Source organism: Patescibacteria group bacterium, from assembly GCA_027858235.1.
Taxonomy (GTDB): Bacteria; Patescibacteriota; Patescibacteriia; order Patescibacteriales; family BM507; genus BM507.
The window spans coordinates 23,895-45,660 of record JAQIDC010000055.1 but is presented as its reverse complement, the minus strand read 5'-3'; the positions used below and the strand labels follow the sequence as shown (position 1 = coordinate 45,660).

16 protein-coding genes are annotated in these 21,766 nt (G+C 34.4%); 15 read left to right on the top strand and 1 reads right to left on the bottom strand.

Annotated elements, in window-relative coordinates; all coding sequences use genetic code 11:
- Positions 1 to 48: 48 nt before the first annotated feature.
- From PF572_04875 to PF572_04835, 9 genes are all read left to right on the top strand, one after another.
- A complete protein-coding gene (locus PF572_04875) occupies positions 49 to 1,677 on the top strand; it encodes a hypothetical protein (GenBank protein ID MDA3840398.1) in 1,629 nt (542 codons plus the stop codon).
- An 85-nt stretch (positions 1,678 to 1,762) separates the two neighbouring features.
- Positions 1,763 to 3,085, top strand: a complete 1,323-nt coding sequence (locus PF572_04870; GenBank protein ID MDA3840397.1) for an ABC transporter ATP-binding protein — start codon at positions 1,763 to 1,765, stop codon at positions 3,083 to 3,085.
- 197 nt (positions 3,086 to 3,282) lie between these two features.
- The gene (locus PF572_04865) at positions 3,283 to 4,479 is read left to right on the top strand and encodes an ABC transporter permease (GenBank protein ID MDA3840396.1); all 1,197 of its coding nucleotides are present in this window, start codon (positions 3,283 to 3,285) and stop codon (positions 4,477 to 4,479) included.
- Position 4,480: 1 nt separating this feature from the next.
- Positions 4,481 to 4,948, top strand: a complete 468-nt coding sequence (locus PF572_04860) for a hypothetical protein (protein ID MDA3840395.1) — start codon at positions 4,481 to 4,483, stop codon at positions 4,946 to 4,948.
- 118 nt (positions 4,949 to 5,066) lie between these two features.
- A complete protein-coding gene (locus PF572_04855) occupies positions 5,067 to 6,839 on the top strand; it encodes a hypothetical protein (GenBank protein ID MDA3840394.1) in 1,773 nt (590 codons plus the stop codon).
- Between the two features lie 204 nt (positions 6,840 to 7,043).
- A complete protein-coding gene (locus PF572_04850) occupies positions 7,044 to 8,108 on the top strand; it encodes a hypothetical protein (protein ID MDA3840393.1) in 1,065 nt (354 codons plus the stop codon).
- A 29-nt stretch (positions 8,109 to 8,137) separates the two neighbouring features.
- On the top strand, positions 8,138 to 9,397 hold the full coding sequence (locus PF572_04845) for a hypothetical protein (GenBank protein ID MDA3840392.1): 1,260 nt from the start codon (positions 8,138 to 8,140) through the stop codon (positions 9,395 to 9,397).
- Positions 9,398 to 9,547: 150 nt separating this feature from the next.
- Positions 9,548 to 10,609, top strand: a complete 1,062-nt coding sequence (locus tag PF572_04840) for a hypothetical protein (GenBank protein MDA3840391.1) — start codon at positions 9,548 to 9,550, stop codon at positions 10,607 to 10,609.
- Between the two features lie 24 nt (positions 10,610 to 10,633).
- Positions 10,634 to 12,373, top strand: coding sequence for a cohesin domain-containing protein (locus tag PF572_04835; GenBank protein ID MDA3840390.1), 1,740 nt, complete (start codon positions 10,634 to 10,636; stop codon positions 12,371 to 12,373).
- A 912-nt stretch (positions 12,374 to 13,285) separates the two neighbouring features.
- Here PF572_04835 and PF572_04830 read toward each other — a convergent pair.
- The gene (locus PF572_04830; GenBank protein MDA3840389.1) at positions 13,286 to 13,792 is read right to left on the bottom strand and encodes a hypothetical protein; all 507 of its coding nucleotides are present in this window, start codon (positions 13,790 to 13,792) and stop codon (positions 13,286 to 13,288) included.
- Positions 13,793 to 13,959: 167 nt separating this feature from the next.
- Here PF572_04830 and PF572_04825 point away from each other — a divergent pair, with 167 nt between their 5' ends.
- The 6 genes from PF572_04825 (at position 13,960) to PF572_04800 (ending at position 21,441) form a co-directional block, all read left to right on the top strand.
- Entirely contained in the window at positions 13,960 to 14,664 is a 705-nt protein-coding gene (locus PF572_04825; GenBank protein MDA3840388.1) for a DUF389 domain-containing protein, read from the top strand.
- A gap of 1 nt (position 14,665) precedes the next feature.
- A complete protein-coding gene (argS, locus tag PF572_04820) occupies positions 14,666 to 16,363 on the top strand; it encodes an arginine--tRNA ligase (protein ID MDA3840387.1) in 1,698 nt (565 codons plus the stop codon).
- A gap of 451 nt (positions 16,364 to 16,814) precedes the next feature.
- A complete protein-coding gene (locus PF572_04815; protein ID MDA3840386.1) occupies positions 16,815 to 17,927 on the top strand; it encodes a 3-deoxy-7-phosphoheptulonate synthase in 1,113 nt (370 codons plus the stop codon).
- Between the two features lie 153 nt (positions 17,928 to 18,080).
- Positions 18,081 to 18,692 carry a hypothetical protein gene (locus tag PF572_04810; protein ID MDA3840385.1) on the top strand — a complete coding sequence of 204 codons (612 nt, stop codon included), beginning with the start codon at positions 18,081 to 18,083 and terminating at the stop codon, positions 18,690 to 18,692.
- Positions 18,693 to 18,713: 21 nt separating this feature from the next.
- A complete protein-coding gene (locus PF572_04805) occupies positions 18,714 to 19,511 on the top strand; it encodes a hypothetical protein (GenBank protein MDA3840384.1) in 798 nt (265 codons plus the stop codon).
- A 46-nt stretch (positions 19,512 to 19,557) separates the two neighbouring features.
- A complete protein-coding gene (locus PF572_04800) occupies positions 19,558 to 21,441 on the top strand; it encodes a hypothetical protein (protein ID MDA3840383.1) in 1,884 nt (627 codons plus the stop codon).
- Positions 21,442 to 21,766: the final 325 nt, after the last annotated feature.

The following is a 21,766-nucleotide window of genomic DNA, read 5'->3' as shown; positions in this document are numbered from 1 at the left end:
AAAATAAACATAAAATCTGTTATAATGAATAAATAACCCAAGGAGGAAATGAAAGCAAAACAATTTTTTATCGTAAATCTAGTAATGTTTGTAGTAGCCAGTCTATTAGTTTTAGGTTTGGGTATTTTTGTATTTATGCAAATGCAAAAAGTAAATTTGGCAGAGGCTGCTGATGACGAGACCACTCCAGATATTTCTGAAATAGTAGTTTCTGATGTTACCGCGACATCCACTTTAATTAAATGGAAAACAGATGAAGAAACAGATTCATTAATTAATTATGGTTTAGATAAAAATTACGGAGTTTCGAGGAGCCCTCATTTTGATAAAACAGAACACGAGATACTTTTGGCGGATCTTATCCCTAATATGCAGTATTTTTTTAGGATTACTTCTACCGACGAGTCTGGTAATCAAAAATTATCCAATGACTTTACTTTCCAAACTGAATACGACAGGGACTATGCCTACGGGAACCTAGAAGATGATATTTTGTCGGTTTGTTCAGAAATGTTTGGAGACGATATTTCAGGAGTTGATCAAGAGGGAAATGTTAAAATTGACGTTGACATGGAACAACTCGAGGAAGTAGAAGAGATAGAAGAGAAAGAACTCTTAATGCAAATTCTAGAAAAAATAGAACAAGTGCAAGAAGAGAAAACATTGGAAATTATTGAAGAGCATATTCAGGCTGTTGCCGAGGATGTTGCGAGCGAACTATCTATCATACTAGACAATGCTAATATTGAAGTGGGAACAGATTATGCAATTATTTATTGGCAAACAAACAAAGAGGCAAACTCAATAGTATCTCTTGCTCTTGATGAAACCTTTAATTATGAAGCTGATGATCCATACACCTGGAATGAAGGAGAGCCAGATGAAACTGTTTTGGAGCATAGAATTGAAATAACTGGATTAGAGCCAGCCACTACTTATCATTTTCAAGTATCCTCAAAAACCATTCTAGATCAAGAAGCCAAAAGCAGTGACGGCACATTTATGACCAAGTCTGTCTTGCCGATTATTCAGAACTTAAGTCTTTCTAAAGTAGAGGAAACTTCGGCAACCATAGCTTTTTCAACGAATATCCCAACTGCTGCTATCATAGAATACACAAACCTAAATACAGGAGAGTCCAAGTTAGAAGGTCAGTCAGCTTATTTAAGTAGTCATATGATTAAATTAAATAATCTTATTTTTGATACCTATTACTCCGTGGTCGTTACAGTAGAAAATGAACAAAATGAAAAATCTGTTTCCGACCCCCTAACTTTTATTACAACTAGGGATGCTGAACCACCACTAATAACAAAAGTAAATACAGAATCAACCCTGTACCCAGGTTCAGACAATAAAGTTCAGACTATAATTTCCTATGAAACCGATGAGGCCTCAAAATGTCAGCTTAATTATCACAGAGGCATTGTGTCATTAGATGGAGACGAAATACTCCCAGAGGAAAAGGACTATGTGTCTGACCATGTACAGGTCGTTACTAACTTTCTTCCAGCTAATGTATACAAGTTTTGGATAGTTTGCCATGATGATGCACAAAATATGGCAAAATCTCAAGATTTTACAATGTTAACTCCGTCTAGAGAGGAAAGTATTATTGATATAATTCTAAAGAACTTCGAAGGAACATTCGGATGGGTTAAGAATATAAAAATGTAGAAATAAGTAGAAAGTTAAAAGATGAAAGTTGAAAGTAGTATTTTAAAAAACTTTTAACTTTACACTTTTAACTTTTAACTAAAATATGCCACAACCAATAATTAAAACTAAAGGCCTAGAAATTACTTATAACCTTGGTAAGGAAAATGAATTTAAGGCAACCAGGGGAGTAACTTCAGAAATATATGAAGGAGAGGTTATATCTTTTTTTGGTCCTTCTGGTTGTGGTAAATCAACTATTTTTTATTCTATCCTTGGAATTCTAGAACCTTCAGCTGGGGAGCTTTATGTGAATGGAGATAATCCCTATACATATACTCCAGATCAAATGGTGGATTTTCAAGCGAAAACCATTGGAATTATTTATCAAGCATTTTTCTTAATAAATTCTCTTTCAGTTATTGATAATATATCCCTGCCCTTAACTTTTCTTGGATACAATGAGAAAAAAAGAAAAAAAAGAGGAAACGAGCTCCTAGAGAGAGTAAGTTTAACTGGCCAAGGGGGTAAATTCCCAGCCGATCTCTCTGGTGGACAGATGCAGAGGGTTTCTGTTGCTCGGGCAATGGTAAATAATCCAAAGATTCTTCTAGCGGATGAACCGACGGGGAATCTCGATTCAGTTTCGACAAAGCAAGTTATGGATTTGTTGGCTGAAATTAATGAAACAGAAAAAACAACAATTATTTTAATCACTCATAATGCTGCCCAGCTTATGTATTCGCATCGAGTTTTTTATATGGGAGATGGTAAATTAAAAAGAATTGTTCCAAATCCTGACAAAAAACAAATTGCAAAAGTAGATAGACAAAAAACATTTGTTTCAGAAATGGATCAGCTTTCAAAAATGTATCCATATGACACCCCTGTTGTACTAAAGGTAAAATCTTTAGTAAATTATTTAACACAAGATATAAGCTTTGATAAGATAATAAGGTTAGAAGAGTTAATTGGGAAAATGGTTGAAAGGAAGATGGGCAAAGATGAATTTATGAAGGAACTCTCAAGGAAATATTTAGAAGGAGGCGTTGGTTTATCTGAGTCAGTTTCTGAAACAATGTCTGAAAAAGTTGAACATATTATAAATCAATCAGAAGATGTTAGAAGATATAGACGAAGATTTGAGCACAATATTTTCTTTTCCAAGGAAGACAGAGTAGTAAATAAATTAACTAAATATGTTTTAGAAGAATATAAAGGAGAAATGACCCCCTACAGACTAAGGATGATGCGAGAAGCTGTTAGGGAGAGAATATCTGGTGTTTCCCGTAAAGAAGATTTTTATAAGAAATTAAAAGCGAGTACAAAAAAAGGGGGAGTCGGTTTTAGTAAAGTGTCCGCCAGAAATGTGACAGAATATTTTGAAAAATTAATTACTCAAGGGCTTGAAGTGAAGGCGGCCCATTAAGTTTATTTTTAAATTTATAGTTTTTAATTAAATTTTACGATATTTAATGTTTAAAAAAATCTAAGCACTAAATCCTAAATCCTAAATAAATCCTAATGTTAAAATACAAATGTTCAAAACTGTTTTGATATTAGAATTTTGAGTTTAGATATTGTTTAGAGTTTAGATATTAGAATTTAGAGTTTATTTATATAAATATGATTAGAGTTCAAGATTCATTAAAATTGTCAACAAGAATGTTTAAGACCAAGCCAGCAAGGACTTGGTTGACAATCGTTGGTATTGGGGTTGGTATTGCCGCCGTAGTTGTTTTGGTTGGCCTTGGGTATGGTTTGCAGGGAGTATTGCTTGAAAAGATTGTATTTGGCGAAGCACTTCTCAGTTTAAATGTAGGAACCCCTCCATCGAAAGTAGTTATTATTGATGATGAAATGGTAGAAGAATTCTATCAGCTAGACAACGTTGAAGCAGTTGAACCCATGGCTAGTTTTACTTCCCTCGTTACCTTGGGAGATTTAACAGGAAGTATTATGTTGCAAGGAGCTAGACCAGCATACTTTTCTTACGCTGGCGTAATAGCAGCCGAAGGATCAATGTACGTTGAGGGAGACAAAAATAAAATTGCTATATCGGCCGCAGTTTTAAAACTTTTTGGAATAGAACCAGAAGATGCTATCGGTCAGGGGGTTCGATTTAAAGTATTTATTCCAAAACTAGACTCAGAAGATGTTATTGAAGTACCAATGTCTAGAGAATATATAATATCAGCTGTTGTTGATGACCAGGCTTCATTGTTTGCCTATATTCCATTAACTGAGTTTGAAGATAATTTTGCAATACCTTATTATGAAAAAGCTAGAGTGAAGATCGTCAGTAATGAATTTTTAGATACGGCAGAAGCTCAAATTCTAGACAAGGGATTTATGGTAACCGCCCTATCTAAAACAGTTGATCAGGCTAATAAAATTTTTAAAGGAATCCAGGCTACTCTTGCTACCTTTGGTGGAATTGCTTTAATCGTATCGGCCATTGGTATGTTTAACACCATGACAGTTACGCTCTTGGAACGCACAAAAGAGATAGGAATTATGAGAACCATAGGCGGGTCACCATCGGCCATTAAAACTCTATTTTTAACAGAGTCAGTTATTATGGGATTTTTGGGAGGGATTGTGGGGATGGGAATCGGAGTTGGTGGTGGATTGGCTGTTAATTTTCTCCTAAATTCAATTGCACTCAAAATGGGTGGGACAGCAATCTCTCTGTTTAGATTTCCGATACCCTTCCTTACTTTTATAGCAATATTTTCAGCTGTAATGGGATTTTTAACTGGCCTTTTCCCAGCCCAAAGAGCAGCCAAGCTTAGCCCACTTGAAGCTATTAGATATAGTTAATATGACAATAAAAAAAGCAATAATTACATTAGGACTAACAGTAATAATAATTTTACTACTTTTTTCTTATAATAATAAAAACAATAATCAAAAAAATGAAGCCTGGGGTATTCCAGAGAAGGAGAATGCAGAAATCGTAACTACATATTCTCGTGTAAATTTTTTTCTTGCTGGTTTAAACAAAGCAAGCCTAGCCATCCCTGATTATTGGGAAGGAAACTATAGGATAAAAGAACAAGGGGATACCGTCACTTTTTATTTTGTGAGAGGAGTAAGTGATGAAATAAGTTTATTTAGTATTTTCCATAAAGAAAAATCAGAATTTTCAGAAGGAGATGAAATAATAGGCTCAAATAGTATTTCTGATTTTGTATTTTCTGAGCATGAAACAAAAAATTTAGATGATAATATTTATTATAAGATAATAGATAACATAGAAGATGTTGTAAAAAGCTTTAAAGCTAGCTAATATTTTTATTAAGATAATGATTGTAGGTTTTTGACAAAATGTGTTATAATAATATTAATATTGTGGATAAGTATATCTACAGAAATATAAGTTATTAATTAAAATTTAAATAGTCCCCATGGCTAAAATTATAAAAAAGAAATTTAAACATTCTTTACCTTTTTTCTTGATATTATCTTTGTTGAGTATGTCAGTGATTGGTTTAGTTTTTAATTTTGATATAGGTGTTAATAAAACAGGAGATAGGATAGGTATAAGCGTTGATATTCCAGAAGTGGAAGCACAAACCGATGATACAGCGACTACAACAGTTACTGTTCAAAACGCCCCCCCAACATTTACAGGGGTCGCAGCAGAGAGTCCAGCTTCAGCTTCAACTTCTCCTGTGAATGTAGGAAGCGATGTAACTTTTATAGGAACTGGCGATGATGCTGAAAGCAATGACTACTATTTACTAGTTTGTGATATAGATGGAGCAACACCTGGAGCTGGAGGATCAGCACCAAGCTGTACTGGAGGAGGAGCAAAACAATTTTGTGTTTCTGCAGTAGCTTCTTCAACCGTGCAAGCTTCTTGTTCGTATACCGTTGAAGCTTCTATAGTAGCAGAGACTCAGGCTTGGGTTGCATATGTTTGTGATAATCACAGTGATGAAGCTGCTTGTTCAGTTTCTTCAAATAGTGGAACAGGAGACCCTGGGACACCTTTTCATATAAATCATGCACCATTGTTCTCTGAGGTTACTACAACTGTAGACAATCAAGTCCCAGGTGATGATTTTACTTTTCTAGCCTCAACTACTGATTCAGATATTGTTGGTGGTGTGGATGTTTTATCTATCTATGTTTGTTCTACTGACTCTTGGACAGTGGCGGGATGTGATGCAACAACTCTCTGTACAGCGACTTCAACCTCACCAGATGCAAGTTGCTCTTGGACTAGTACGGTCCCTCTAGATGATGTTTCTTATAATTATTGGGCTTTTGTAAAAGATGAAGGGGATTTACCATCAACTGGAAATTCTCAAACTAGCAACTATACTATCGCTAATGCTACGCCGTCAGTCTCTTCAGTTTTACTAAATGACGGTAATCCAATTACCTTAAACCTAAAAGGAGCATCAAATATTGCTGTTTATGCTAGCTCAACTTCTGTAACAGATGATAATGGATGCGGCGATATATCATCGGCAACAGGGACAATTTATTGGTCTGATGCGACTGGTGGAGCTGATTGTTCTCAAGATGACAATGATTGTTATCCGATTCCGGTTGCTTGTACGGTTACTGGTTGTACAGGTGGAGTTGACGTTGATGTTGATGTTCAATGCTCAGCAGATCTAGCATATTTTGCCCTCCCAACAAGTGGTACTGGCTTGGATGCAAATCCAAACTGGGATACCGATTGGCTGGCTTCAATTAGAGCTTTTGATGAAGCGGCATCTTATGCCTCAAGTTCTTCTGGAGTAGATTTGAATGCTACCTTGGGTATAGAAGTAAATGAAGCTGAAATTGCCTACGGCTCTTTAGTCGCAAATACTGATTCAGGCACAGACAATGCTACTACGACTATTGTTAATGCTGGGAACACCCCTCTAGACACTCAATTGATAGGTGAAGACATGCTTAGAGATGGTATTGGTCCAGAATCTATTCCTGCCTTAAACCAGCAGTTTGATTTAGCAAATTTTGATTATGGTGTTGGAAGCACTCCAATCGCCTCATCCTCACAAATTCTTGTTGATACTGCTGTGCCAAGACCAACAAGCGTAACAGACGTTGAAGACGATATTTACTGGGGGATAGCAGTTCCAATTATTCTCTCAGGTGATTACACGGGCTTAAATACTTTTACAGCAGTTCTTGATGATAATGTAGCCGGTGAGTGGTAAAAAATACTATAATATATATAGAAAAAGATGGTCACATGAGACCATCTTTTTTGTTGATTTATTTTTTGTTTTATAGTATATTATTAGTAACAGTAGAAAAGTTCATAAGCTGTTTTTTGCTAATTTTTAGTAAAAAAATTTACTTTCAAAAATGATTTATTTTTAAATTGTAATGCTAAATATTTTAGTTATTTTAGTTATTTAATGTTCAAAAAATTACTATCAATCTTAATAGTTTCATCTATTTTTTTTCAGGCTACAGCTGTTAGCGCTGGTTTTGGTATCTCACCACCCTATGTAAGATCAGATAAGTTGACTCCAGGGACTCACTTTGAACAACAAATCACGCTGTTGAGATCCGCAGCAGATGAAGACTTAGAGGCAACTGTAGTTATAAATGCCCCAGAGATTGCTTCTTGGATATCCATCAAAGAAGGAAAAATTTTTGACCTACCCAAAGGCAAACTTCAGGTTCTAATGGTCGTTGTTGTTGATGTTCCTCAAGATGCAACCCTGGATGTTTATAAAGGTTTTATAAATATAAGAATTTCTCCAAAAGATAAAAAAACTGGCGGAGTTGCAATTGCCCTTGGTGCCCGAGTTGATATTGATTTAACAGTGTCAAATTTAACAATTTTTGATTTTAAAATCAGAAAAATTGAAATCGATAATTTTGAACAGTTAAGTTTTCCATGGAATATGAAAATATTTTCATGGTTTTTTTATAGGCTAAAGGCTGTGATGACTCTTGAGAATCTTGGGAATTTAGATGTCGCACCATCTAGGGTCCATATTGACATAACCGATATCTCAAAGAAAAAAACTCTAGCTTCATTAGATGATAAAAGCTTTGATAAAGTTGGTCCTTTTGAGGTTGCCGATGTTGAGGCGACTTTCCCTGTTAATCTAGATCCAGGTCAATATTGGGCTTTAATAAAAGTATACAAAGATAACGAAATTATTAAAACTGATGATAAAACATTCACAATATCTCCAGCTGGAGAAATGGGAGCCGCTGCTCCTGATTTTGGGATTTGGCCTTGGATGCTAATGGCTCTTTATGCTTTTATATTATTAATAATTCTAGCTCTTCTCGTTAAGATTAAATCTTGGAGATATCTTCTTTTAGTCCTCTATTTTCTCATAGGGAAACCTCTTGGTTTTGTCTTTGGTCTGCTTGGTTCGTCTTTTGCTGAAGGAAAAGTCCGTTTTTGGAAATGGATAGGCAAGAAAGCATCAAAATATCAAGACAATGAAAGACATAAATAAGTTTATTACAATATCCCCTGATGCAAACTTTGTTAAAAGAAAAATTGAGGTATTCTATATTTTATCTGGCCATTTTTTCCTTGGTTCTTTCTCCATTTAGTTTGAGGGCGGCAACGCAGGAAAACCTTTTGACTTCCGTTACTCTTTTGCTGGTTTGTGGCGATGGTTTTATCCAAGGACTAGAGGTTTGTGACCCAGGAGACCCTCCTGTATTTCCAATTGATGTAAGTGGACTAACTTGTCTAGACTTTGAATACGCATCAGGAGAATATTATAATTCAGGCGATCTTGATTGCTTGTCAGATTGCACGGATTATGACACAAGTGGTTGCTATAATTGTGGAAACAATATTAAGGAGGATTCTGAAGAATGTGATGGTGCTGATTATAATGAGCAGACGTGTATCACTTTTGGATTTACCTCCGGTTCATTAATATGTACAGCTGATTGTCGTATTAGTTTGGAAAATTGCGAAAGCTTTGATGTCCCTTCTGGCGGAGGTGGAGGAGGATCAACTGGTGGAAATTCAGGATTAACCACCGGCTTTAACCCTGGATCTGATGTACCACCAGGCGAGACCAAGGTTATTGTCCGTGGCAAATCATACCCAAATTCAGATGTTCAAATACTTCTTGATGGTAAGGTTATAGGTATTTCAAGAACTGATACATTGGCAAATTTCTATTTTGAAACTGATGAAATTTCCGCTGGTGTTGCTAGTTTTAGTTTTTGGTCAGAAGACCCCGTTGGTCTCAAATCGACTTTGCTTTCTCTAACTTTTAGAGTAACATTAGGAGCTGTCACCAATATCTCTGGGGTGTATATTTCCCCAACAATAGATATAGATAAAAAAACAGTTACAAGAGGAGACACAGTAACAGTTTTTGGAAGTACAGTTCCAGAATCAGGAGTAAATGTTCATATTAATTCACCAGAGGAATTTATCAATTCAATTGAAAGTACAGATGATGGAAAATGGGAATTAATTTTCAATACAGAACCCTTGGAAGAAGAGTTTCACACTGCAAAAGCATTATTTACTATTGCCTCAGCTGACAATACCCTGCAAAGTGGTTTTTCAAAGTCTATTAGTTTCTTTGTTGGCACGGTTGGAGGAGAGGCTGTTTGTGCCGAAGCAGATTTAAATGGTGACGAGAGAGTAAATATTACAGATTTTTCTATACTTCTTTACCATTGGGGAACAGATAATGAATGTGCGGATCAAAACCAAAATGGAGTAGTTGATTTAATTGATTTTTCTGTAATGATGTATTATTGGACAGGTTAAGGAAAAAACTCTAAATTCTAATATTAAAATTCTAAACTAATTCAAAATTACAAGCATAAAAGTTTAAAACAGTTTAGTATTTTAATATTAGAATTTATAATTTGTTTAGTGTTTATGGTTTAGTGCTTAGAATTTAAAATTATTATATATATGAAAAAATACTTATTCGCTACATTGATTATATTCCTACTTATTCCTGCCTACACTAAGGCTGCTTCACTTAGTCTTGATGCTCAAAAAAATGAATACCACCTTGGTGATGCTTTTACTGTTAATTTTAGTCTAGATATTGATGATGTTTGTATTAATACGGTAGAAGCTAAGATTACATTTCCAACTGGTATTTTGTATATAGAAGATTTTATAACAGGAGAATCTCTCTTAAATGTTTGGGTGGACCAACCGTCAGAAACTGATGTATTTGATGCAAATGATAGTGGTGAGCTATATGTGGCAGGAGGAATTCCTGGTGGTTATTGCGGTAAAATACCAGGTGATCCCGGTAATAGTAATTTGGTGGGAAGAATACTTTTTAGAATCCCTAGTTTTTATGTTGGTGACACTATTCCAGACACTCTTGATATAAAGCTCGAAGATGCAAAAGTATATATTAATGATGGCCTTGGAACTGAGGACAAATTAAGGATTGAAAATTTAAGTCTTGTTTTAAATAAAACAGTTGGAGCTGAAGTAGGTGACTATGACAGACTAATCAAAAGCGATAAAACAAAACCAGAACCATTCGTTATTGAATTGCATCAGAGAGACAATATGTACCAGGGTCAATATTTTGCTATTTTTTCTAGCATAGACAAGCAGAGTGGAATCGATCACTATGAGTTAATTGAAACAAAAAGTCTCTCAGTTAAAAAAACATTAACAGAAAAGGTATTGGAACTTTTCGTAAAATCAGAGGAGGCAAAGTGGAAAATAGCAGAGACTCCTTTTCTGCTCACAGATCAAAGCCTACGAAGTATTATAAAAGTAAAAGCCATTGATAAGGCAGGCAATGAAAGAAGTGTAGAATACATTCCCGAAGAACCCAATATTAAAAAAGCACTGAATTTTGACTATTTAATAATAACCATTGGTGTGTTATTGTTAATAATAACAATATTCTTTTTATATAAAATTGGGAGATATATTTTTCAAAAAATTAAAAGTAAAAAAGAATCTTCTCTAGAGGAGAAACAAAAAGAAGAACAAAATTAAATTAATAATTAAATACAGGGAGGTATGAGTAAAATATTTTTTAAATTAAAATTATTTTTTGCGGTTTTATTATTGTTATTATTGGGCCTATCTAATTCAAAGCCAGTTCAAGCGGCAAGTGCTTCATTGTATTTAACCCCCTCTTCTGGCACTCATGTTATTAATTCTACTTTTACAGTTACGGTGAAGGTGAATTCTGATGGAGTTTCTATAAATGCAGCTGAGGGGACTGTAGTTTATGATACAGACTCATTGGATGTGGTTAGTATCTCAAAGGCGGGTTCAATATTTAATCTTTGGACAGCAGAACCAACAGATACGGGTACTTCAATAAACTTTGGCGGTGGCATTCCAAGACCAGGTTATACCGGCTCAGGAGGAACTCTTTTTTCAGTTACTTTTAAAGGAGTAAAGGCCGAGAATGCTCAAGTTAGATTTTCTTCAGGAGCGGTTCTTGCCAATGACGGTAAAGGAACAAATATTTTAGCTAGTATGGGAAGTGGAAGTTATACTATTTCACCAAAAGTGATAGCTCCAGCAAATCCTCCAGTAGACAATAAACCAGTTGAAACAAGACCAGCAGTAGTGGAAAGAGTAAAACCAGAGATAATATCAGTTACTCACCCTGACCAGGAGAAATGGTATAAAAATAAGGATGCCCAATTCGAATGGGATATCCCGAGTGAAGTAAGTGGTGTAAGTTATTTATTTAATGATTCTCCTGATTCTAACCCTGGAAACACTTCAGATGGTTTAATTAAAACAAAAGAATTCACAGATTTAGAGGATGGAATTTTCTATCTACATGTAAAATTTAAAGACGGTGATGGATGGGGTACTATAGCTCATTACAAGATACAAGTTGACAATTCTCCTCCTCTCCCTTTCGAAATAGAAGTTAAGAAAGAAGAAGGAGAAGATTGGCCACTACTTTCTTTTGAAACTAAGGATGAATTATCAGGAGTAGTCTCCTATCAAATAACAATAGACAATCTGACTGAAAATGCTTTTGAAGCCAGTCCAGAAGACCCTACATTGAGAGTGAGTGGGCTTGGAGTAGGAGAGCATACAGCTTTAGTAAAAGTTATTGATGCAGCTGGAAATGAAACTTATTCAGAGCAAAAGTTCTATATTAATGCGATTGATACTCCTGTTATAGTAAATTATCCATCTGAGATGACCTCTTCTGACAGATTGTATGTTAGTGGTACAGCGCTACCAAATGTAGAAATTGAATTAACAATTCAGAAGGAAGGGACTTTATTAACTAAGAGCACTAGATCAGATCAAGATGGAAATTGGTTTATTATAAATGAGGATAAATTATCAAATGGATCTTATGTTGCCTGGGCCAAGGCAATAAATGCAAATGGCTTAAGCAGTGAAAACAGTGTAAAAATAGGATTTTTAGTAAGTCCTCCAATATTCACAAGAATAGGAGACTTCGTTGTAAATTATTTTACAGTTTTTGTTAGTCTACTGTTTTTAATTCTTTTAATAATTATTTTGTTTATACTCCTGGCGAGGTTAACAAAGAAAAAACTCAAAAAAGAAGCTACAGAGATTGAAGTTGTTTTGAGAGAAAATATTAAAGAACTAAGGAAAGAGATTGAAAATGATTTCACGGAGATTAAAAAAGGAAAATCTTCAGTAGCCCAAAAGAAACTGTTAGACGAAACACAAGCTGCTCTAAAATCAAAGATAGATACCATGGAAAAGAAGACCATGAAGGAGATAAGAGATATTGAGGATTTAGTAGAATAAAAAAAATTCAAACATAAAAAATAAAGTCGTATACTCGTACGACTTTATTTTTTATTGTGATAGGTTTTCAAAAAATAATATTTTGGCAAAAGCGAGTGAAATAGGCAAAATATTATCTTGATATTTTTTTCGACTTTTTTCACCCCAAGGGCATTTTGTCTTCGCCAGCGGGCGAATCGGGCAAGAAAAGTAGCAAAAACGTTCCCTGAGAAAATTTTGGATCATTTCACTACAAAATCTAGTCCCGCCGCGGCGGGACAGAGATTTTTACCTGTCCGAAATGGCGTTAACACATTAAACAAAATGTCCATGCCTAGCAATATTAAACATTATGATTATATAAAGTTGTTAACTTCGAGCCAGGCGGGCGTTTCATTTTTCTCCAAAATTTTCCAACGTCCACAAAGGCAAGCAAAATCAAAGTTTTTGAAATTTTTCATTGTCATTCCGGACTTGCCTGCCCGCCTCTGGAGGGGTCCGGAATCCAGAAATAAGATATTTGTAAAAATCCCCTCTTGAGAGGGGTGCCCGTATGGGCGGGGTGTGTTTTTATTCTCACTGTTAATAAGTGAGAATTACAGTGTATCAATTTGAACTTGTGTTAGAACCTTTTTATTAAGTACTTTTTAAAAAAGTACCAAAATCGTTCGCTAGTGATAAATTTTGGATACTTAGCTATGAAAGCTAATAAAATTCCGAACTCGTCATTTCGTTAACACTACATTCCTCAAACAGCGGACATTTTATTGAGCTTTCTACGCACGTCTCTTATCAAAATTTATCAATACTCACATTAATAATAAAGAATTAGAAAGCTGTTTTTCTTTTTTCTCAAAAAACTCCCAATGTTCACATAGTTGAATTAAAAAAAGTATAGAATTAACTCTATACCTAAAATAACAATAGTTTCATCTATAGTTTTAAATCAGTCGTAGTAGCCAACACATTCGTTGCAAATCCATTATTAGCCAAAACCATAGATTCATCTTCTAGAATAGAAATTGTGCTTGTTGCATTATCAATTTTTTCAAATATAATTTGCGCGAATAAACTAGTTGTTGCTACGCCAGGGTAGGGCTTCATTCCGCTCAATCTTAACTCGCCCGTATTGTTGTTAAAATTATTCTCAAGAAAAAAATCACAGAAAGAATTTCCGCTCAATGTTCCTAAGATATTTATTGAGCTCGTTGCAAACCCCAGGACAAGCCCACTAGCATTTATGGATTGCGATCCAGGATTGACCCAGATATCAAAAACCCCAAGGCTAGAACTAGCATCGAAATTTTGTAATTCCAAAAATATTTGAGCATCATGAATTACATTTTCAGTAGCTATTCTGCTTACGTCTATTTCAGCTCTGGTTGTAAGAGGAGAGATGAGTAAAACAAATATTAAAATTTGTATAATATTATTCTTCATATTGTTTTCTCCTTGTATGTGAATTATAGCAGGGTTTATTAAAAAAGAGAAGAATTATTACTTATATTAGACAAAAAAATGGAAATGTTGCTTAATATTTTTTTAAGTTACTGATTGTCAAAATGGCCAACATAGGCTACAATTTAGTTATATGTTAACAGTATATTATGAAAAATGTATTAGATATTTTCTCTTTTCTAAAAGTTGAACAGTCAGACAGGAATAACTTTTGTGAAACAATTATTGAATCAAGCGCCCCGAAGTTTGATTTTTATTTACTTGTTGTTCTTTCTTCTTTAATAGTCTCTTTTGGATTGATTTTAGACAATATTGTTCTAGTTATAGGAGGAATGCTTGTTACACCACTTCTTTCACCTATCTTGGCTATTTCTCTTGGAGTGGTTATTCTTAATTTTAAAGTGATTTTGAGATCGTTTAAAATATTTGCTTATTCTGCCTTTTGGTCTATGCTTATAGCATTTTTGGTTGGGCATTTTAACGAGTTTGATATAAGCTCTATAACGATTCTTGGAAATATGGAAATCGGCTATATTACTTTTGTAATCTCATTCATAGCCGGGATTGCAGCAAGCTATACTTGGATAAAACCAGACCTAAATTCTATTTTGCCAGGAATTGCTATCACTGTAACATTGATTCCTCCCTTAACTGCTTCTGGTTTAGCATTAACTTTAAAACAATTGGATTATTTTTATAAATTTATAGCAGTAACAGGTATAAATATTTTAGGAATTTTGCTTGCCAGCATGTTTGTATTCACTGCCTTACAATTTTATAAATCTAGAAATAAATTGATAGCTGAGGTGAACCATGAGGAAAAAGAAATAAAAAAAGACGGAATTTTTAACTAATATGGAGAACATAAAATTTAAAATACTCAATGTATTAAATGATAAATATGGGAAAGAGATATTAGCTGTCTCCGATTTTTCATATCCACCCAATGAGGAGATGGGTGACTTAAGCTTGCCTTGTTTTAAATTAGCCAAAGAGCTTGGGAAGAATCCAGCTGAACTTTCCCAAGCTTTGGTTAAAGAATTAGCGAATGACTTTGATAATGTTTTGTCACTTGTTTCAACTGGCCCATATCTCAATTTTTTTCTAGATAAAACAAAATTGTTTAAAGAAATTTTTGAAAATATAAGTGAAAAAAAAGAAACATTTGGAATAAACAATTCAGGAAACAAGAAAAGGGTTATGGTGGAATTTTCAAATCTAAATACCCACAAAGAAACACACGTTGGGCACCTTAGAAATATGTTCTTCGGAGATTCTGTGTCTAGGATTTTATCTGCCAATGGTTTTGATGTTGTTCCTGTATCCTATATTAATGATTTTGGTATCAATACCGCAAAAACTATTTGGGCATATAATGAATTTTACAAAAATGTATTAATTCCAAAAGAAAGAGGAGCCTTTTTGGGTGGTATTTATGCTAGAGCGTCAAAAGAGCTGAAAGACAATGATGTGGGGAAGGCAACAGTTTCTTTTATAATGAAAAAAATTGAATCAAGAGAAGGCCCTGAGTATGATCTCTGGAAAGAAACAAGACTTTGGAGTATAGAACAACTTGAAAATATATATAAAGAATTGAGCATAAATATTGAACACGTTTTTTATGAGAGTGAATTCATTGAAGAGGGGATAAAACAAGTTAAAGAAATGTTAGCTAGTGGACTCTTAAAGGAAAGTGAAGGAGCTGTTATCGCAGATTTAGAAAAATATGGACTAGGAGTCATGTTATTTTTGCGGAGCGATGGAACGGCACTCTATCCCGTTGCCGACATCCCTTTGGCTCGTCATAAAATTGAGAAATATAAATTAGACGAATCGATATATGTTGTCGACAATAGACAAAAATTAAACTTCAAACAACTTTTCAAAGTTCTTGAGCTAATGGGATATAAACAAAAATTAGTTCATCTGGATTATGATTTTGTCACGCTCCCTGGAGGTGCTATGTCTTCTCGGGATGGAAATACTGTAACTTATGATGAGTTTAGAAAAGAGTCTTTTAAAAAATCTTTTGCAGGAACAAAAGAAAGACATGAAGATTGGCCAGAATATAAGATAAAAGAAGTAAGTGAGAAAATAATTTTTGGTGCAATGAAATTTGAAATGCTTAAAGTTGGCTCTGACCAGATAATTACTTTTGACATAGACGAAGCTCTTCGTTTTGATGGCTACACAGCCGCCTACCTTCAATATAGCTATGCTCGTATTGCAAGTATTTTGAGAAAAACAGGAGATTTTTCAAAAGAGACTGTTAATTTTTCCTTGCTTCAGGAAAACAAAGAAAAAACCCTTATTTTAAAAATATCTAAATATTCAGAGGTAATTAAAAAAGCAGGGGATACATACAATCCAGCTGAGATTGCAAAGTATTTATTTGAACTAGCACAGAGTCTAAATGATTATTATCATTCAGTGCAAATTTTAAAATCAGAAGAAGAGAAAAAAATTGCTCGTCTGTCTTTAGTGTCTAGTGTTCAGCAAATTATAAAAAATGGCTTATTTCTACTTGGAGTAGAGACAATGGAGGAAATGTAGGGTACCCTATAGAGTACCCTATAGAGTACCCTATTTTTTGTCTATCAATAGTAAATACATTTAGCACAATTGCAATATATTTACTAGGGTTTTATCAGTTTTCTCCAGATGTCGGATTCATTCAGAACGACAAGGAATATGTTGATATTAGGGGGTCAAATTAACTTATCAACCACACTATTTATTGTATAGCCACCTTTGGTTGATTTATTTATAATATGTGTTATAATTATCCACAAGAGTTTATAAAAACTATGAATTATAAAACAATACAACAAAGTAACTTTTATTTTAGCTTTTGGTCTTTTAGTCAAAGGTCGTTTCGTTGTGGTGTTTTAATTACATAACAGTAAGAAAAACTCACTAGGGAAAACGAAAAGCCGGCCTTTGAAAAGAGGTCGGTTTTTTTATTGTTCTTTTAAAGTATCATCAACCCACAAAAGGAGAAGACATGAGTCAAAGTAAAATACTGAATGTGAACATTAAGAGAATTGAACCAATTATTGCTCCTCGTTACATTAGAAAGGAATTTCCAGTTAGCAAAAAAAATGAGAATTTTATTGTTCAATCGCGAGATACTATTAAAGATATAATGGGTCTTAGAGATAGTCGTTTTATGGTTGTCGTGGGGCCTTGTTCGATTCATGACCCAGAATCGGCACTTGAATATGCCGAGAAACTTAAAAGATTGCAAAAAGATGTGGCTGATAAATTTTTCATAGTTATGAGAGCTTATGTTGAAAAACCTCGAACCACTGTTGGCTGGAAGGGACTTGTTAATGATCCTGACCTAGATGGGACTCATGATATAAGCAAGGGCCTAAGACTTTCTAGGAAGCTTTATCGAGACATTACTGAAATGGGCGTACCTATTGCCAATGAGATGCTTGATCCAATGACTCCTCAGTATTTGGCTGAATTTGTTTCTTGGGGGGCAATAGGAGCTAGAACCACTGAGGCTCAAACTCACAGAGAGCTTGTCTCAGGCCTTTCCTTTCCTGTTGGCTTCAAAAATGGAACAGATGGTAATATAAATATTGCTACTCAAGCTATGGAGGCCGCTATCCGCGGACATAATTTTATTGGGGTTAATGCAGAGGGTCTAATTTCAGAAATTGAGACTGAAGGAAACAAGGATGTTCATATGGTTTTGCGGGGAGGAAGGCTTCTTCCAAACTATTCTCCCGCCTATATTAAGGAAGCTCGAGAACTTTTGTGGGAAAAAAAATTCATGAATACAGGCCTTATGGTTGATTGTAGCCATGGCAATTGTTCAGGGCAATTTAACCTTCAAGTCAGTGTTATGGATGAAGGAATAAATCAAATCCTTTCAGGGATTGCTATGGTTAAAGCCTGGATGATTGAAAGCCATTTGAATGAAGGTTCTCAAAAAATAAACGGAGATCGGTCAAAACTACAATACGGAGTTTCAATTACAGACCCGTGTATAAACTTTGAAACTATGGCCACAAATCTTCTGAAATCTGCCGATAGACTTAGACATGAAAAGATTGATCATTTTGCACACCTTGATCATTTACAGACCGTGGCTGCAAATTTTTAGGAAAACCAAAAGGTACCTTACGAGGTACCTTTTTTATTACAGAAAAACAGAGTGAAAACAAATTTTAGAAAAATTTTATCTAATTTAAGGCAAAAATTTGACAAAAAACAATTCGACTGATAAATTAAAATCGGATTAATTAAATTTATTATTATGAAAAAAGAAATTATATTCTTGTTTATAGTATCCATACTATTTGCAGGGTGTACTAAGCAGCCTGTTGTTGTTGATATTCCTGACGAAAAAGAAAGCTCAGAGCAAGATATCAAAGTAGACAATGACACTGCACTGGACTCAAACGAAGAAATTATTGAGATTAGTGATGATAGAAAAAAATATATAAATCATGAATGGGGGATAGAGTTCGAATTTTATAGCAATGAGAATATTGAGCTGACAAGTGATCAATATCATTTAGTTGTTCAAGATTGGAGTAACTCAACTTTCAAGAAAGCTTCAGTTATGAAATTGCCGCTCGGTGAAGAAGATGATTTATTATCAAAGCTAGAAAAACATTATCAAAGTGAGTTCGAGGTACTCGTAAATCTTAAAAGTTTAACTAAAGAAGTTAACAACAATGGAACAATATTTTACGACCTCAATGTAGATATGATGCCCACTCAGATTAGTAGAGGGGGAATTGTTAATAGTTCTAGATATTTTATACCTATTTCCGGGGATAATAATGCGTATTATAGTTTTTTAGGCATAGGAAAAACAAATCAATATATTATTTTAGATACCTTTAAGTTTATTGAAAAGTAAATTAGTGAATAAATAAAAAACATGAAAAAAATTAGTTTATTTATAGTTATATTATCCATTTTGTTTACAGGTTGTTCTAAGCAATCTGTAGTTATTGACAACTCAAGTGATGGTGGGAAAAGCAATAATCAATTAGAACAAAATTATGACTCAAAAGATAAAGCAACCTCAAGTCAAGAAGTAGAGTGCTCTGGTTGGCAATCAGAAGTTCCTGAGACGAGGGGATATAGCGAACTATTAGTTGTGGGAGATTATGAGGAGATAGCTGGCCTAAAAGAATATAGTGATGAAAATATATCTTTTATGTATCCTGATAATTGGAGTATTGAATTTCGAGGGGATTTTAATCTCAATTCACATTACACAGTTCGCGGAGAAAAAGGTCAAGACCTGAGCAGTCTTATTATTGGTAGCAAGGAAGATTTTTCAGATACTTATAGCCAATGTTTTAATGGTTGTTATGATGGTGTTCCTGATGGGGTGTGTAGCCCAAATTGCTACTTAGATTGTATTTTTGATTATTCGAATAGTAAAAAAGACAAAATATTATTTGGAAACTATATTAATTTTGTTCATACAGGACCAATGCCTGGAGGCGGTGTGAGCAACATCATATTTGAAAGAATAATTAAAGACAAATATTTTAAAATTGTATATAGTGCAGATATTAATCAAGATTTTCCAGGTTATATGGAAATCATAAATAAATATGGTAGCGGGGATGAAGTAAGTGAGGAGGATTTGCAAGCTATGACTAGTATAATTGATAATTTCAATAATAAAATATTAAATATAGTTAATACGTTGAAAGTAAAATAAAAATTCGCCCTTTACAATAAAATAAAATCTAACAAGGAGATTAGCGATGAAAAGATTTGCTTTGGTGATGGTTATTGCTCTGAGTATTTTTGCTTTTACTTCAAACTTCTGCCTAGCAGAAAGAAAGGTTATTTCTGGATTTCCATATATTAATCAGGTTGAGGATATGGATAAGACAAAGTTTCTTGGGTACAATGCTTGCGGTCCCACTACGTCGGTAATGTTGGTTCAGTATCACAAGGTTCAGTCAATTCCTGAGCCATTTCTACCAAGAGGTTGGTATGTATATAATCATTATTCGGGATTCACTGATAAATCTGGAAATAATTACAGTACTAAATACGCAATGGATTGGGATGGAGTGAGTTCCCATATTCATAACGTAAATGGAGCACATGGGAGCATTGTTTATTATGACGAATACGCTGACAAATGGTGGGCAAATATTGGAAGGATAACTCAGTATATTAAAAATCATGGATTAGAAGTCGGAAATCTGATTTATTCAGATAGACATGAAATAATCAAGAATAATATAGACGCCGGACTACCTGTTATTGGCCATTCATATATCAACGGAAATGGTCATTATTTACCTATTGTCGGTTATGATACTGGAGTAAATGGAGATGAACAAAATGTTGTTGTTAATGATCCTAGTGGAAATGCAAATATCGACTGGCTAGATACTCAAACGGGCGGTGAACAAGTGACATACCCTCTTCTTAGAGATAGTGGAAGCAGTTCTACCATTGACATTGATTACGTTGTAGAACTTCATCCAATTGGTATTTACAATTGGTTTCCTGGATGGAGGGCAGATATCTTTCCTCAATCATCACAACCTTTTGTTGATGCATATAATTTGTATGGAGGAAGAGATAGGTTTGGTATTCCATGGAGCAATGGACCGGGTGGTCCTTGGGTCCATGCTTGGCCGGATGGTGAAAGTAGTGAGAACACTGTATATCTTCAGGACTATGTCGATACCAATGATAATAATCATTGGTGGCAATTAGCTCTAAACATGGATAGTGGAGAAGTGTTTCCAGTTCATGGACAGATTCTAACTTTTTGGCATAATAATTACGGTTATTATAACTATGGACCACCGTCTACCACCGAATACAACAAAAGAAATACGAATGGAAATTTAATTATAGTTCAGGAATTTGAGAAAACTTCCACAACTCATTATCTTGGGTATGACACTGTTCTTGGACAAACCAGGGAGTATAATTTCTGGGAGCTTTATGATTATGACCAGACAGACATTGACGACGATCCAGATTTTGTTATTGTAGGCTCAAAAGATGATCCAGATTATATTCCAACAAACCTAGTAGCCTCAGCCATATCTGATAGTCAAATTTACTTGGCTTGGACAGGATTTGATAGTCCGGATGATTATTCAAATTTTGAATATCGTGTCTACAATTCCTCTGGGTCATACATAGGTGATTCTGATGTTCCAAATTTTTCTAACATGAATCTTTCTTCAAGCACAGAGTACTGCTATGAAGTAGTTGCGGTTTTTGATGGTACAGAGACTGAAGTTTCTAATGAAATCTGTGCAACAACGCTTTCAAGTGCACCGTCAGTTGTGGTTTATCCAGCAGGAAATTTTTCACTTACTAAAACAGGCGATTATGAAGTGAGATTATCTTGGGATTTTAATGAAAACGAAGATGCACCAACTCTTTATTCTTTAGTGTATTCTTTTGCAGATGGAGAATTTCTAGATATCTTAAACACTGGTAGAAATTTTGCTATTTATGATGAATTAGAAATTGGTGTTCAATATTGTTTTTACGTCAGAATGGAACTAGAAGGCATAGAGTCAGTAGCGACTTTAACTAAATGCATAACATTGTCGGACCCAACACAAACTGTCATAGCTCTGCCTTCACCAGCTTTAAGGATCGAGTAGTAAAAGAAAAAATTTAAAAATCAAAAGGCACCAACGGGGTGCCTTTTTTCTTGCTATCTTTTTATTTTTGATAGAAAGATTAGAGTAATATTTGTTGATAACATTAGGATGGTGTATTGAAACGGTATTTCATAATCTGGTTTATCCATGAAAAATTGGAATATAAACAGGATTGAAGCCATTCCAAGTATTGAGATGATAATTCTTTTTATAGATAAGGTTATCATTTTCCCTCCTTTATGTAAGTGTAGTAAAGAGCGTTTATAACTATAGCAAGAGAGGAGGAAACAGGTCAATTGACAAAATTAATAAAACATGCTATAGT